The sequence below is a fragment of the Aminobacter sp. 01T433 genome, from assembly GCF_056398585.1.
In genome coordinates, this window is record NZ_JBFTPR010000002.1 from 419,451 (window position 1) to 433,606 (window position 14,156).

At 62.7% G+C, this 14,156-nt stretch carries 11 protein-coding genes; 3 read left to right on the plus strand and 8 right to left on the minus strand.

Translation table 11 applies throughout. The annotated features are described in order from the left end of the window. Positions 1 to 104 precede the first annotated feature (104 nt). On the minus strand, positions 105 to 533 hold the full coding sequence (locus AC1DLV_RS04725; protein ID WP_476798411.1) for a helix-turn-helix domain-containing protein: 429 nt from the start codon (positions 531 to 533) through the stop codon (positions 105 to 107). Between the two features lie 67 nt (positions 534 to 600). Between AC1DLV_RS04725 and AC1DLV_RS04730 the strand changes: the two genes are divergently transcribed. The 3 genes from AC1DLV_RS04730 (at position 601) to AC1DLV_RS04740 (ending at position 4,410) form a co-directional block, all read left to right on the plus strand. Then, positions 601 to 1,818, plus strand: coding sequence for an MFS transporter (locus AC1DLV_RS04730; RefSeq protein ID WP_476798412.1), 1,218 nt, complete (start codon positions 601 to 603; stop codon positions 1,816 to 1,818). A gap of 595 nt (positions 1,819 to 2,413) precedes the next feature. Next, positions 2,414 to 2,977 carry an outer membrane protein gene (locus AC1DLV_RS04735; RefSeq protein WP_476798413.1) on the plus strand — a complete coding sequence of 188 codons (564 nt, stop codon included), beginning with the start codon at positions 2,414 to 2,416 and terminating at the stop codon, positions 2,975 to 2,977. 56 nt (positions 2,978 to 3,033) lie between these two features. Then, complete coding sequence (locus tag AC1DLV_RS04740; RefSeq protein ID WP_476798414.1) at positions 3,034 to 4,410, plus strand: aminotransferase class I/II-fold pyridoxal phosphate-dependent enzyme; 1,377 nt, start codon at positions 3,034 to 3,036, stop codon at positions 4,408 to 4,410. Between the two features lie 31 nt (positions 4,411 to 4,441). On the opposite strand, the gene AC1DLV_RS04745 is transcribed toward AC1DLV_RS04740, so the two are convergent. From AC1DLV_RS04745 to AC1DLV_RS04775, 7 genes are all read right to left on the minus strand, one after another. Next, positions 4,442 to 5,329, minus strand: coding sequence for a UTP--glucose-1-phosphate uridylyltransferase (locus AC1DLV_RS04745; protein ID WP_476798415.1), 888 nt, complete (start codon positions 5,327 to 5,329; stop codon positions 4,442 to 4,444). Between the two features lie 144 nt (positions 5,330 to 5,473). Then, positions 5,474 to 6,793, minus strand: a complete 1,320-nt coding sequence (locus AC1DLV_RS04750; RefSeq protein WP_476798416.1) for a glycosyltransferase family 4 protein — start codon at positions 6,791 to 6,793, stop codon at positions 5,474 to 5,476. Further along, on the minus strand, positions 6,790 to 9,000 hold the full coding sequence (locus tag AC1DLV_RS04755) for a glycosyltransferase family 2 protein (protein WP_476798417.1): 2,211 nt from the start codon (positions 8,998 to 9,000) through the stop codon (positions 6,790 to 6,792). The genes AC1DLV_RS04750 and AC1DLV_RS04755 overlap by 4 nt, the downstream gene beginning before the upstream one ends. A 6-nt stretch (positions 9,001 to 9,006) precedes the next feature. Then, on the minus strand, positions 9,007 to 9,741 hold the full coding sequence (locus AC1DLV_RS04760) for a hypothetical protein (RefSeq protein WP_476798418.1): 735 nt from the start codon (positions 9,739 to 9,741) through the stop codon (positions 9,007 to 9,009). Positions 9,742 to 9,752: 11 nt separating this feature from the next. Next, on the minus strand, positions 9,753 to 11,009 hold the full coding sequence (locus AC1DLV_RS04765) for a glycosyltransferase family 4 protein (protein ID WP_476798419.1): 1,257 nt from the start codon (positions 11,007 to 11,009) through the stop codon (positions 9,753 to 9,755). Positions 11,010 to 11,011: 2 nt separating this feature from the next. Continuing rightward, entirely contained in the window at positions 11,012 to 11,851 is an 840-nt protein-coding gene (locus AC1DLV_RS04770) for a class I SAM-dependent methyltransferase (RefSeq protein WP_476798420.1), read from the minus strand. Beyond that, positions 11,848 to 14,097 carry a glycosyltransferase family 2 protein gene (locus tag AC1DLV_RS04775; RefSeq protein ID WP_476798421.1) on the minus strand — a complete coding sequence of 750 codons (2,250 nt, stop codon included), beginning with the start codon at positions 14,095 to 14,097 and terminating at the stop codon, positions 11,848 to 11,850. The genes AC1DLV_RS04770 and AC1DLV_RS04775 overlap by 4 nt, the downstream gene beginning before the upstream one ends. Positions 14,098 to 14,156 lie beyond the last annotated feature (59 nt).

Below are 14,156 nucleotides of genomic sequence, written 5' to 3' on the forward strand. Positions count from 1 at the left end.
TGCTCAGGATCTCCGAGATCGCCAACACCAAGGAATGGCACCGCGCCGTCAAGCGCCTGGCGAGTACGCCCCCAAAATCAGAAATCGCGGTCGTCCGATCTGACCTATGCTCGTGCCCTCATTGGCGTTTTCCGCGGTTTTGCAACTTTGGACGCTGTGTTCAGGAGCTTACGGAACGTCGGGCATTCGAGATGGCTCGGTGCACTGCAGTCGGCGACATGCCGAAGCGTGTCGCGCAAAACGCGCAGCCCAGCCATCTGTCTCGCCAAGTCGTCCGCCTTGGCACGCAGTTCCTCCCTCGGCAATTCCAACCGGCCGTCCTGTCCAAGGATCGCAGCGATCTCGGTGAGTGAGAAACCTGCCGTTCTGCCGAGCGCGATCAAGGAGAGCTTCATCAGGACGTCTCCGTCGAACTGTCGCCGCAACCCATGCCGGCCGAAGGATCGGATAAGCCCAATTTCTTCGTAGTACCTCAAGGTAGAGGGCCGTACGCCGGCGCGCTCCGCTACCTCACCAATATCCATCATTTTCATGCTTGACCTCAAGTTGGCTTGAAGTCGTAGCATCGCTCGCAACGACAATTGCGGCAAGGGAAATAGGATGGAAAGCACATCAAGAACGACTGATATGGTGATCTGGCGGGATAGCCGCGCAGTCGCGCTGTTGATGGCGGCAACGCTAACAGTGATGGCAAACGCGACGATCAGCCCCGCGCTCCCCGGATTGCAACAACTGTTCGCAGACGATCCCCATTCGGCGTTGCTGACGCGGCTCCTGGTCACGGCCCCTTCGTTGAGCATTGCGCTCCTCGCTCCATTGGCGGGGCTTGCCGTGGACCGGATCGGACGACGCGTTCTACTACTTGCCGGCATTGTTCTTTTTGTGATCGCAGGCAGCGCCGGCTTGTACCTCCCCAACTTGCCGGCGATCTTCCTGAGTCGCATCGCATTGGGGATCGCCGTCGCGTTTATCATGACCGCGCAGACGGCACTGGTCGGCGATTATTTCACTGGTGAGGCCCGGAGTGCGCTGACGGGATTGCAAGTCTCGGCTCGAAACTTTGGCGGCCTGGTTTTCATATTACTGGCAGGCTTAGTCGCGGCGGTATCGCCGCGATGGGCCTTCGGTGTGTACGGGTTGGCCCTGCTGGTGCTGCCGATTGCATGGAAGGTGATCGTGGAGCCGCAGCGGACGCTTTCAGCAGGCCAAGTTGCCTGTGCGTCCGGATCGGAGGAGCAGCGGAAATGGCGTCTGCCATTTCTTGGTCTGGTCGTCCTGCAGTCGATAACGAACATGTTCTTTTTCATCATGCCGACGCAGTTACCGTTCTTCCTTGATGCCGAGGGCTATAGCAGTGCCGCCATGACGGGCATGACGCTCAGCGTGCTGATGCTGAGTGGCGGCAGCGTGGCGTTGGTCTACTCCCGGATACAGCGGGCTATCGGCTACGCTGGCGTTTATGCAATTGGGTATGCTGCTATGGCGTCTGGTTTCCTGCTGTTGGTGACTTCTGCGGTGCCTTTGTTCACCTTTGCTGGCGCTGCTCTGATCGGTGCGGGCTATGCGGCGGTTTCGCCGACATTTGTCGCGCTGACACTCGCTCTTGCACCAGCGCATCGCCGAGGGTTGGCCGGCGGCATACTGACGGCCTCGGTGTTCACCGGCCAATTCATCTCGCCACTGCTCAGCACACCGGTGATCATGACCGCTGGTTACCAGGGGCTCTTCCTGGACGCAGCCGTGCTTCTGGCGATCATGGCGGCGATCGCGCTTGGCGGCACACTCCTGCGAGCCCGCGAAACGCAGCCATTCAGATGACCTTCACCGAGCGGCGTCCGGCTCTCCAAAAGCTGCCATACTTGCGCAAGCCCTCCGGGGCGCAGACAAGATCAAGGCAGCGCGCTGGCCCGAGAGGCGTCTGATTTACGATTGTGCTCTCGAGGCCTGCCGATGAACTCAGACCGGCGGCAGTGCAGTAGATCGCGCAGAAACGCCTACCTGCGCGCAAGTGTCTCCCGCCGAAGGCGTATTGCTAGCGAAGACGCGGCAAGTCCAGCTGCTTTGCCTGCGCTGCAGTTGTGCCCTTGGGCGAATTTCCGGAGCTTTTGATGGCGGGCGGAAACTCGTGAACAAGTCTCCGTCGCGGCGAAAAAGCTGACCATCCTCCATTGCCAGCATATTCGGAGATGATATATATTGTTATATCTTGTAGAAATCTTTTGAAAATTTTCGCTTTGATCAAAGTATTAATTGGAATCTTGTCAATATTGATATAGTGATTTTTTGTAGTTTTGGCTTTTACCGCAATAAAGTACTTAAAAGAAAATTAATTATCCTCTCCAATTCAGCTTGAATGCGATGCGGAAAGCCATCTACTGCGCTCTCATTTGTATGAGATTCGATTAGGGTCACCATGAGAGCGCAGATATTCGGCATTTTCACTTTAATGCTTTCGGCCAATGTGGGAGACGCGGCAGACCTTGTCGGGCAGCCAGCGGTTGACTGGAGCGCACCCTATGTCGGCGTCTCGGCCGGCTATGGCTGGCTTCGCGATGTCGACCGCCAGTTTACGCCGCCGTTCCGTTCGTCCGGAGATGGCGTCGTCTTTGGTGCCCACGTCGGTTATCTTCATCAATTCGGCGCCTTCGTTGTCGGAGGCGAAGCCGAATACACGCGGCTCGACATCAATTTCGAAGGCTTCCCCATTGATGTCGAAGACGCCACCTCGGTAAAAGCTCGCGCCGGCTTCGCCTTCGATCGCCTGCTGCTCACCGGGCACGCCGGAGCCACCTACATCACCACCAATATCGGCCTGCAGGATTGGGGCTGGGTAGCAGGCATGGGTGCAGACTATCTGCTGACCGACCATCTCGCCGCCGGCGTGAGCTGGGATCACATGCAGTTCGATCGGTTCGACGGAACGCTGATCGACGGCCAGCTCGATCTCGTGAAGGCACGGGTGAGTTACAGGTTCTAGGAACAGCCCAGACACCTCGCCCGAGACCTTCGCACCGAACGAGAGACACGTCACCGATGAAATCAGTACCCAAGGCTGCACTGTCCGGGAGCCTGAAGGATTATCGCGCGCTGAAGAACAGCGGTCTTATGGCGCGTGCCGAGAGCTTCTTCAGTTGGCAGGATCTCCGGCGTCAGCATGGCCTGTGGCCATACGCTCGGTCGACCTCATCCGCGCCCCGGCCGCGATCGGATATCAGGACCGATACCGGGGAGGCTAGCTCAGGCGTCAACTTCGCCTCGCAGGACTATCTCAGCCTGTCCTCCCATCCCAGGATAAAGGCTGCGGCAAGGGCGGCGATCGACACTTACGGCGTTCACAGCGCAGGCTCCGCTGCCCTTCTCGGCAACACCGCCTACTCACTGCAATTGTCGGCAGCCCTTTCGGAATTCGTCGGCGGCCGCCAGGTCGTGCTCTATCCGACCGGATGGGCTGCCGGATACGGCGCCATCCAGGGCTTCGTCCGTTCAGACGACCATGTCGTGATGGACGTGCTGGCACATTCCTGCCTCCAGGCAGGCGCATCGGCCGCCACTGGCAACGTGCACTACTTCCGCCATCTCAACCAGGATGCGCTGGTCCGCAAGCTGGCGAACATTCGCGCGGTGGACACGCAAAACGGCATTCTGGTTGTGACCGAGAGCCTTTTTTCGATGCATTCGGACACCCCTGACCTGAGGTCGCTTCGGACTATCTGTGATATCTATGGAGCCAGCCTGCTGGTCGACGTCGCTCACGATTTCGGCTGCATGGGCGAGGACGGCCTTGGCCGCATCGGCGAGCAAGAGATGCTCGGCGATATAGACGTCATCATCGGCAGCTTCTCCAAGACCTTCGCCTCCAACGGCGGCTTTGTAGCGGTGAAGACACGGGCCGCGGCCGAATATCTGAGATATTACAGCGCGCCCCACACCTTCTCGAATGCCCTGTCGCCAGTCCAGGCGGCGACTGTAATGGAAGCGCTTGCGATCATTCGGTCGAACGAAGGCAAGGAACTGCGGCGCAAGCTCCACGACAACGTGACTTATCTGCGCGAAGCCATGGCGCGCTCCGGCCGCGAGGTGCTGGGGGAGCCTTCTCCCATTGTGCCGGTGCGCGTCGGCGGTGAAGCCTTGGGGCGGCTGGCCTCGAAATACCTCGCGCTATATGGCGGAATTGCCAATCTGGTGGAGTTTCCGGCCGTGCCATTGGGACAGTCGCGGTTCCGCTTCCAGGTCATGGCGGCACATTCGACCGAGGACATCGAGGCCATGGTCACAGCCTTCAATCGCGCGATGGACAGCGCAGCGGCGGAACTGGATCAAATACAGGGCGAATCCGGCGCCGAGCAGCTGGCCGTGTCAGAGGGTGACCAGGTGCCGACCACGTTGGACGGCGCACTGACCGAAGCCTGACGACCAGTGGCCTGGGCCGCCGGCAGAACGCTCATGCCACTGCGCGCCGTGCCGGGTAGAGGGCATCCATTGCGGCCCCGATGTGAGGGGCGAGATCGGCGCGCTGGGCCGCCATGTGCAGGTTGGCGGTCACGAAGCCGGCCGGGACGCCGCAATCGAAGGTGTGGCCGCAGAACTCGAAGGGCCGGATGTCCCGGGACTCCAGAAGCGTGAGCATGGCGTCGGTGAGCTGGATTTCGCCGCCCGCTCCCGGCGCCTGCCGCTCGATGATGGAAAAGATTTCGGGCTGCAGGATGTAACGTCCGGAGATGAAGAGGTTGCTGGGCGCCGAGCCGGGGGCCGGTTTCTCCACAAGCCCGGTCACGACCGGGCCGTCGGCGGTGGGCTTGAGCGAGACGATGCCGAACTTGTGGGCGTCCTCGGGCGCACATCTCTCCACAGCGACGACGTTGTCGCCGTGGCTTTCATAGAGATCGACCATGGACTTCAGACATGGCCTGTCGGCGACCATGAGCATATCGGGCAAAAGCACCGCGAAGGGCTCGTTGCCGACGATGTGGCGGGCCGTCCATACGGCGTGGCCGAGACCCCGTGCCTGCTGCTGTCGCACGAAGGAAATCGTCCCGGCACCCGGCGTGTCCTGCGCGATCCGGTCGGCCAAGTGCAGCTTCCCGGCATTGCGCAGGCTGACATCGAGTTCGAACGCGTGATCGAAGTGGTCCTCGATCGCGCCTTTCATGCGCCCAGTGACGATGATCACATGTTCGATCCCCGAGGCGAATGCCTCGGCGACGATGTAGTCGAGCAGGGGGCGGTCGACGATCGTCAGCAGTTCCTTGGGAATGCTCTTGGTTGCCGGAAGCATGCGCGTCCCAAAACCGGCGGCAGGAATGATGGCCTTGCGGATCTTCTGGTGCATGGTGGTAGCCCTCCGGGTCATGTGACTTTGTGAGCGGAAATATTCTGGGGTTTGCCTCTGCCCATCGTCTGGCGAGCGGTGCCGCCTTCAGTCGGGAAACGGGGCATTTCGAGGTACATTGCGAATACGCGTGCCATCTGCTGCCTAACCCGCCTGCGATAGTGGGCGGGTCCCGCCACCAGAGACGTCGCCATGATCCCGACGCAGCAGCCGACGGTAGAGCTCGACATGTTCGCGGGCGCAATCGATGTGGCTCGTGGGTTGCCTCATCGAAGCCCGCAGCCGGTCCCAGGCCTGCGGCGCGCTCAACACCTCGGCCATGCGATCGGCGAGATCCTGCGCGCTGCCTGCGCGGAAATGCAGTCCGTCCTTTCCGTCCCGTACCTTTTCGGCCATGCCGCCAATGTCGGAGCAGATGAGGGGTCTGCGGTGGTGCAGCGCTTCCTGGATCACCATCGGCGAGTTTTCCCACCAGGTGGAAGGCATCACAACCCAATCCACCGAGCCGATCAGGCGCGGCATGTCGGCGTTCTGGTAGGCGCCGTAGAAGCGCACGCGGCGGCCGGCGTAGTCGAGGAGCTTCTTCAGGCGCTCCTGGAATTCAGGCGGCTGGCGCTCGAGATTGCCGCCGTAGATCATCAGGCAGGCATCGTCGCCCCAGATGTCCTCGGGCACCCGCGAGACCGCGTCGATCAGCACGTCGACGCCCTTGAAGGGCGTCAACTGGCCGAAATAGGCGAAGCGGTTCCGGCGTGGGCTAAGGGGCGGAAGCTCGCGTGCGGGTACGACTTCGCCCAGCGTGATCCCGTTTTCGATGACCGACAGCTTGTCCGCCTCGATGCCCCATTCGGCGTAACGCTTGGCCAGAAACACGCTTGGGGAAGCGAAACCGTCCGCCAAGTCGAGCATTCCGCGCACGAATCGCTCGCGCTTGAGGAAATGCGACACTGGTATTTCGGGGAAACATCCGTGGCAGGCGATGGGGGATGCTTCCCTGCAGAGCTGGCCGGTCGGTCGCTTAACCATCTGGCCATGGTTGTGGCAGATCGACAGGTATTCGTGGAGCGTCACCAGGATGACAGACCGGGGCAGGGCATCGCGCACCGCGTAGAGCGCTTCCATTCCAAGGCCCAGAACATGATGGAAGTGGACGACATGGGGCCGTGCGTCGCGAACGAAGCGCACGAGGTCGCGCTGGAGGGCCTCAGTATCGCCGTTCGAAAGGAAGAAGTGGTTGTAGTCGTCGGCATGGAACAGAAGCTCGTCCTCGGTTGGACTAAGGCTCATGAGCGCCGAAGCACCATGCCGTGGAAAGGGTTGGCCGACACGGGCCAGGTAGACCGATTCCACACCGGGCAGCGAATTCAGGCCTTGGTGGAGGTTGTGGGAGGCGATTTCAGCACCACCCAGCGCAAGTGCTGGATGCCCGTGCGAGATGACGAGGACCCGAAGCTGCTCGGTCATGTGCGCGACGCCTCCGATGGGTTTGCGTTGCCGGCAGGCGCAGCCATGCCCCTGATATCGAAGATCTTTCGATCGATGCTCTCCACGAGAGCGCCCATGGCCGATAGGCCTGAGCTCGACACGTCGTCGGAACCGAGCATCTGCACGGATGGCAGCCAGTAGCAGGCAACGCCCGCGCGGCCGAGGCGAAGGCCTAGGTCCAGGCCCTTGTCGCGAGAGCCGAGATACCCTCCTGCGAAGCCGCCAGCCTTGATGAGGGCCTCGCGCGGCATCACGCAGCAGTCCAGCGATGCTGCCGCAACTGGCGTCAGCTTGAACCCGGTCACCGCACTGATGGGGTAGCCTTCGTAGCGGCGCGCTGGCCAGGTTCCAGCCCAGCGGACAGAATAGTCCTCATAGGCAAGGGTAGGGGAGATGATGCTGTTCTTGAGCGCTGCCTGGGTGTCGACAAGCTTGCGGTACCAGCCGGCTTTGTTCGGCACCAGCGATCCTGAAACCAGGACTACTGTGTCCGACGACAGTGCCCGTGCCCCTGCCTCGAGAAGATCATAGGTATCGCCCGCCTCGCCGGCCGAGACCAGCCTCAGCGAGAGCCCGTAGAACGCGGCGAGCTTGCTCATGCGGGGCACCTGCCGGTGAAAGCGTTCCGAGGGCATGACAAGGGCAATCGGCGCGCGCTTCGTTTCGGGGTCGATCGCCAGCAAGGCGAGAAGGGGAGCGATGCCGTCCTCATCACCTTCTCCGGCGTTGATGACGATCGGCGGACCGGCCGCCGCTTCGAACGGGCCGGCGTCGACGATGTCCTTGACTGTCGGCGTAGCCCTTGGCGAAGCGCGGAGAAGGGGGACGATCTGGCCTTCAATGAGCTCCGGCAGTGCCCAGTCGGATGGGTCGATGGCGCGTATCTGGCGCACCGCAGCGAGGCGGCCCGTGGTCCGCAAGGGCGAGAGCGGCATGAAGGCGCGGCGGGTGTCGCGCAATGTGAGTTCCAGGTAGAGAGGCGAAGACGCATTGTCGTCTGGCAACCGCGCATGGGCGACGAAGCCATGCCTGTGGCCGCCGTCACCGAATGCGCGCGAGAAGGTTGGATGGTCTGCGAAGGCATCGGCCACATCGCTCCGGTCGATCCGGCTCCAGCTCTCATCGAGCCGTGTCTCGCCGGTGTGACGGCGCAACTTGACGCTTTGGACATGACCGTTGGGGTCAAGCAGCCAGCCGGAGACAAGAAAGCCCGCGTCGTCGACCTGAAATACGTCGTCCACGCCCATGCGGACCGGAACGGGTAGGCTCGACACTGTCTCCGTGCCATCGAAGCTGTTGGCAGCCGTGCGCAGGCGCAGCAGAGCTTGCGGCGTGCTGTGCGCCCGCGGCAGCACCGAGCGCACGTGGCCAGCTGTTTCGAGCGGTCCGGCAATCAGCTTGCGCTCGTGGACGGCCACATGGCGCCAGCTGTGGCGGCCGCGCCAGACAAGGCCTTCGATACCGCCGGGACTGATCGGCCCGCTCGCATCGAGAAGTCCGGCGAAAGCCTGGGCACACTGAGGAATGTCCTGCCGCGCATAGGTGGCAATTGCACCTACCGCGACCAAAGGCTCGTCGCCGTCGACCACCACACGGCCTATGCCAGACATGACGTCGTAGGCCCAGCCTTGCAGGAAAATCTCCCCGTCCTGGCCTTCGCCAAGCAATTCAAGGAAGCCGTTGCTCCCATGCGCCGCCTTGACCAGGGCGACGATAGCCGACAGCCTGTGAGGGTCGGATGGCGCCGCGATAAGCAAATCTGCCAAGGAATCGATGGTGGCGGCCAGTTGGCTGCCGCAAAGCTCCGCCAGCAGCGCGGCGGCTTCGTTGACCGAGACCGTTCGAGGCGTGAAGACGTGGCGCTTGGGCAGGCTTTCCTGCTCGAACTGCGCGATGGCGAATGCGCGATCGGCGGCGTTCACATGCAACATTGCCGCGAAGCCATGCGTGGCGCTCGGCAATGGCATCGCTAATCGCCAGCTGATGATGGCGGCAGGCGAGACCTCGGTGGGATCGTCATTGAGTGTGGCCAGTGCCGCGTTGGGCATCGGACCGCCCGTGCCGATCACGAGCAGGGCAGAACCGCCTATCTGGCAACCAATAACCCGTCCAGCCCTGGGGATCCTGCTGATACGCCGGGACGCGGCGGGCAGGGAGAGGGGAGGTCCATTTTCCACGGCCAGCATGTTGTTTCAGGCCCGTGCAAGGAGCGCCATGGCGGCGCCGGCTGCAAAACCAACCAGAACGAAAAGCAACAGCAGCAGCGGTTTCAACTCCCCGTTGGAGCGCTTCTGCAGTCCGCTCAGGGTCTTTTCCATTCCAGCCACCACGCCGTCGAGCCGCATCAGATGGACGTCGAGATCGCTCAGTCGCTCCGTGATCTCGGTGCGGAGGCTGGACACGGCGGTGCTGATGTCGATGAGGCCAACGGCCTCAGCCTCGCCGGTGTCGTCGAGCTGCTGCGTGCGCATGAAGGAACGCTGCGAGACCTGCAGCTGTCGTTGCGCCGCCATCAGGACGTCCAGCCTGTCGAGGACCTTGGTGAGCGGTGCGGCGATCAGGGCTCCAGCGGCCTGCTCGTCGGGGCGGGGGACGCGCAGCGCGTGCTCGTTGCCCGTCCCGCTCAAAGCCATGACGATGAGATCGGAAGCTCGTAAGACCGCCGGCTCCGGCAGCATGATTTCAAAGGCGTGCTTGCCGTCGCCAATGCCGTTGCGCCTGAGATCGGGACGATCGCGGTCGGCAACTGCCTCGGCAATCGTCTTGCCGTCCAGGGTCGCCCGGATCGCAAGCCGCCTGTTCGGCTCGGCGGGATCGAAGGCCCAGCCGAAGACGCAGCCCTGGTCGATGGCGTCAACGCGGCCATTCACCGGCTTGGTATTGTTTTGCTCGGCCACAGCGCTTGGTTTTTCGGCACCAACGGGCATTCAGTTGTTCCTCATGCTGCTTGGACACGCGCTGACTCGATCGCCTCGATCAATTCGAGGTAGCGCCGGGCGGTCGTATCGATGTCGTCGGGTTGGCGTGCGTTCTTGGAAAGCCTTTGCCGCAGCTCAGGTGCCTCAGCGATGCGGCGAATTGCCGAAGCGAGCGCGCGCGGATCGTTGGGCGAAACCCCCAGACCGTTGACCCCGTCTTCGACCAGTTCGGCCATGCCGCCAATGTTGCTGGCGATGACGGGCCGCCCTTGCGCCTGGGCTTCCTGGATGACGAGCGGTGCATTCTCCCACCAGATCGACGGCACGACCGTACAATCGACGCTGGCGACGAGCTCGGCAACGTCCTCGCGCCGATAGGGCCCACGCCTTTGCACCGTCGGTGCCGTGTCGCTGAAAAGGCGGTCGATCTCCGCGACAAAGGCTTCGCTTTGAAACGGTGTGCCGCCATGGACGCGCAATTCGAACTCGAGCCCTTCTTCGATGAGCAGTCGGGCGGCCTCGAGCAGAACCGTCGTTCCCTTCCAGGGATTGAGATTGCCGAAATATCCAAACACTGTCGGACGCCCATCGCCGCTTGGCGCGGCCTCAGGCGTGGGTCGAAGCGGCAGGCCGTTGGGGATCACGCTTATGGCGTCCTCGGCAAGTTCCCAGTCGACGTAGCGCTGGCGCAGGAAGCGGCTCGGCGCCACGAAGTGGTCGACCGTGCTCAGCAGGGCCTTCAGATGACGCTCCCGCAACGCAAAGCGGTCGAGCGGGATGTCCTTGAAACAGGCATGGCAGCGGTCCGGGCTGGCAGTGTGGCAGAGCTCCTTGCCGTTGGTGCGGACCATCAGGCCGTCATGATGGCAGATCGGATAATAGTCATGGAGGGTCATGACGATACGACAGTCCGGCAGCGTCCGGCGGACGATGTGAGGGAACTCGGCGCCGATCAGCAGCAGGTGATGGATATGCACCACGTCCGGCCTGAAGTCGGACAGCAGCTCCACCAGGTCCGGAACGACCCCGTAGAGGTCGACCTGGCTCATGTAGAAGCGGTCGAAATGGCCCGACCACAACAGTACTTCGTCCGCCGCATTGCCGAGCCCCTGGAAGCTTGTGCCGGGCCGGATCTGGCGATGGACCTGATTCGTCGCACCGAGGAAAAGTGCTTCGTGGCCAGCGCGCTGGTAGGCGCGGAAAAGGTCGTGCGCGAAGATCTCGGTGCCGCCGGGGTGGAGGGCCGGATGGTTGTGCGCCGCTATAAGGATGCGCATGCTTACCGCTGGGCTCCTCGGCATTCGGCGACATAGAGGTCCTGGTAGTGGCCGGCGTCCTGACCGCGCCAATGGCCGAGGGATTTCATGGTGACCACAAGCCCGGCCTTTTCCAGCGCCTGGTCCAGGAAGCCGTCGTCGAAACCGACGGCCGCAAGCGGCGGCATGTCGGGAACGTGCCAGCAGGGTCCGTCGCCCTCGCGGACGAAGCCAAGTCTGGGATCGCGCCTGCCGGATGCGTTCGCCGCAGCAATGCCGTCGACCACGAAGGCGGTCATGAACAGGCGCCCGCCCGGCTTGAGCATCCTGGCGACCTCGCGCAGGTAAACGAGAACCTCGTCGGGCGGCAGGTGCGTGACGACTGATGTCATGATCACGAAATCGAATTGCCGTTCGGGGTAGGGGAGTTTCAGTGCCTCGCCGCTGATCTTGCCCTGAGGGTTGTAGAGCTTGTGCGCGATGTCGAGACGCTGGAACGCGAAGTTGGGATAAACAGGGGTGATGAAACGACGGCACCAGGCGATGCCGCCCTCGACCGGATCGAGCCCGCTGTAGCGTCCCTTCTCAGTGTCCAGATATTGCGTCAGCGGAACGGCCATGCGGCCGATGCCGCAGCCGATGTCGAGCACGCGATGCTCCGGCCGCAGGCCGCCCAGGCGTATGAAATGGCCAAGAAACTCCGCGCCGACGGCGCGGAAATTGCCGTCGCCGACGAATACGCTGCTCGCATCCGGCTGCGGCAGAAAGCGGTTATTCAGGACCGCTTCTGTCAGCCAGCTGACGCGATGTACCCGGACCGTTGCCGCCGGCTGGGCGTCATGGCGGAGAACGGCTTCGCTCATGCGGCGTTCCTTTTTGTCGCTTCGATGTCGATGGAGATGCCCTGCGCGCCTGGGCCATCGGAATAGGCAGCCATCAGCGCGGCGATGTCGTCTTCCCAACGCTCAGTGTGCAGCCAGGAATTGTATTGGCTGGCGACGCCGCGCGTGTAGTCCTGGCTGCGGCTGATTGAACGGCGCTCGAAATGATAGAGGCAGGCCGCGGGTTCATAGGCGATCTCAAGGCCCAGCCGTCGGATCTTGAGGCAGAGGTCGCTGTCTTCGTAGTCGCCGATGACATAGTCCTCTGTGTATCCGTCGACCCGCTCATAGGTTTCCGTGAGCGTCACAAGGCATGCGCCCGTGACGCCGGGAACGTTGCGGGCGCCCTGCGCCGGCGGATAGCGTCCGGGCATCCCCTTGTAGAAATGGTGATTGAGCCAGATGCCGTGCTGGTCGCGGCCGAAATAGAGCCCGGCATGCTGCAGCGAGCCGTCCTCGAAGATCAGTTTCGGGCCGATGGCGCCGAGTTTGCGCTGTTCGAGAAGTGGTCGCACCAGCAACTGAAGCCAGCCCGGTTCGCGCGGCACGACATCGGAGTTGAGCATCACCAGAACCGCGCCGCGCGCAAAGCGCGCACCGGCGTTGCAGGCCCGGGCATAGCCGCCATTGCGGTTCATCACCACGAGCTTCATCGGAAGGTCGTGCAGGATGTGCAGCCCGCCCAGCATGTGTTTCGCCTCGTCTTCGATCTCGGGGGAATCCAGAACGAAGATGATCTCGGCATTCTCCGCCAGCCAAGGATCGGTGGCCATGCCGGACAGTTGAAAGCGCAGGAAATCCAGGACCCGATAGAGAGGCACCACGATCGAGACGAGCGGCGCCTTTCGAGGCTGGCCATAGTCCTTGGTGTGGTCGACGCTTATGGTTTTGCCCAGTGCCTGTTCGACACTTTGGATGGCCGGGGCAAGAATGGTCCGGAACGCATTGTCTACGGCATGCTGCGGGGGTACGGCGCGCAGGAGACGGTTGCGCTGCGCTCCTGGCTCGAAGGGCTGCGGCTTCGGTACGAGCGGTTTCACTGCACCGGAGGCGAGCCGCAACTGAAAGCGTGGCTGGAGCAGCGGGCCAAGCGGCTCGTTTAGCGGAAGCCAGGCGATGAAGCCGGTCACTGCTGTCTTTGCATTGGTCTTCGGTTCGCGGCTCCAGGCCGGGAATTGGTACCAGTTGCCGTCGAGGGGCAGGGCTGTGCCGTCCTCCTTGAGATAGTCGATGCCGGCAAGGTTGGACGTCTGGTCGTTGGTCCAGCCGCCGGCGAGCAGGCCGTCCGGCAAGGAAAGCGCGAGGTCGACAGCCGCATGCATCTGGGGCCCGGTGACCTGCCGTGCTGGAAGCGGGGCCCGCTGCTGGAGGTCGATTGCAGTTGCCGTGCCGCTGCCCACCAATGTTGAGAGTTGACGCACGACGAACTCGCGTAGCCCCGTGCCGCCGCGCTGCTCCGCCCACCATTTCTGAGAATCGGGGTGGCGCGGATTGCAGTTCGGCAGGTTACGGACGGCGATGCCTCTTTTGCCCAGGAACATGATGTGGAGCGGCCGGGCAGGTCGTGGCGTGTCGAAAATGAAATGGCAAGGCTGCCAACCTCGCTCAGAACTGTTGGCGACGACAAATTGCAACGGCAGCCGTAGAATCAAACCAGCGCCGATGGCATAGATGCCAGTGATCTCCCCCAGGTCAGGGTTCATGTCGGTCTCGATGAGATAGCGTCGGGGTGCGATCTGGCAGACGGAACTGGCAAGCCGCGGCGCCGGCACAAGGGTGAAGACGGCATCCTCGACGACGCTGCCGAAGAGCTCGTCGTGGGACAGCCGGAACGCACTGCGCCAAACGGTCAGGAGATTGTTCAGGAACTTGACGCGGCCTTCCGGCGAGAGATTGCCCAGCAGGGTCTCCACGTCGAAAAGCGGCAGCCGTGCGGCCGGCTGGAGCGTGAATGCCTGCAGCGCGCTTCCGTCAGCCGCGGTGATCTGGACGTCTTCCGCTTCGTGTCCGGGCTTCATTGCCCATAGCACGCACTGCGCGCCATCGGCCCGCGGAAGCGTCATGCTGACGAGCGGAACCGGCTGGGACTGCATCGCCAGGGTGAGCTTGCCCAAGGCTGGTAGTTGCGGGGGGATGTCCCAGGCCACGACAGCCACCTCCGAGCAGAGCTGGAAGGCCTGTGCCAAGCTGGAACCGCCGCCGGCGACCTTCGAATGGTCGGACGTCACGCGTTGGTCCTTTAGATCGGTTGGAGAGGGGGCGGCGTGCCCTGCAGGGGGAGTTCAGG

Excerpts from the sequence above, each read along its gene's own strand:
- AC1DLV_RS04765 (WP_476798419.1), bottom strand. The coding sequence starts at position 11,009 with ATGCGCATCCTTATAGCGGCGCACAACCATCCGGCCCTCCACCCCGGC.
- AC1DLV_RS04770 (WP_476798420.1), bottom strand. The coding sequence starts at position 11,851 with ATGAGCGAAGCCGTTCTCCGCCATGACGCCCAGCCGGCGGCAACGGTC.
- AC1DLV_RS04740 (WP_476798414.1), top strand. The coding sequence starts at position 3,034 with ATGAAATCAGTACCCAAGGCTGCACTGTCCGGGAGCCTGAAGGATTAT.
- AC1DLV_RS04735 (WP_476798413.1), top strand. The coding sequence starts at position 2,414 with ATGAGAGCGCAGATATTCGGCATTTTCACTTTAATGCTTTCGGCCAAT.
- AC1DLV_RS04750 (WP_476798416.1), bottom strand. The coding sequence starts at position 6,793 with ATGACCGAGCAGCTTCGGGTCCTCGTCATCTCGCACGGGCATCCAGCA.
- AC1DLV_RS04745 (WP_476798415.1), bottom strand. The coding sequence starts at position 5,329 with ATGCACCAGAAGATCCGCAAGGCCATCATTCCTGCCGCCGGTTTTGGG.
- AC1DLV_RS04725 (WP_476798411.1), bottom strand. The coding sequence starts at position 533 with ATGAAAATGATGGATATTGGTGAGGTAGCGGAGCGCGCCGGCGTACGG.
- AC1DLV_RS04755 (WP_476798417.1), bottom strand. The coding sequence starts at position 9,000 with ATGCTGGCCGTGGAAAATGGACCTCCCCTCTCCCTGCCCGCCGCGTCC.
- AC1DLV_RS04760 (WP_476798418.1), bottom strand. The coding sequence starts at position 9,741 with ATGCCCGTTGGTGCCGAAAAACCAAGCGCTGTGGCCGAGCAAAACAAT.
- AC1DLV_RS04730 (WP_476798412.1), top strand. The coding sequence starts at position 601 with ATGGAAAGCACATCAAGAACGACTGATATGGTGATCTGGCGGGATAGC.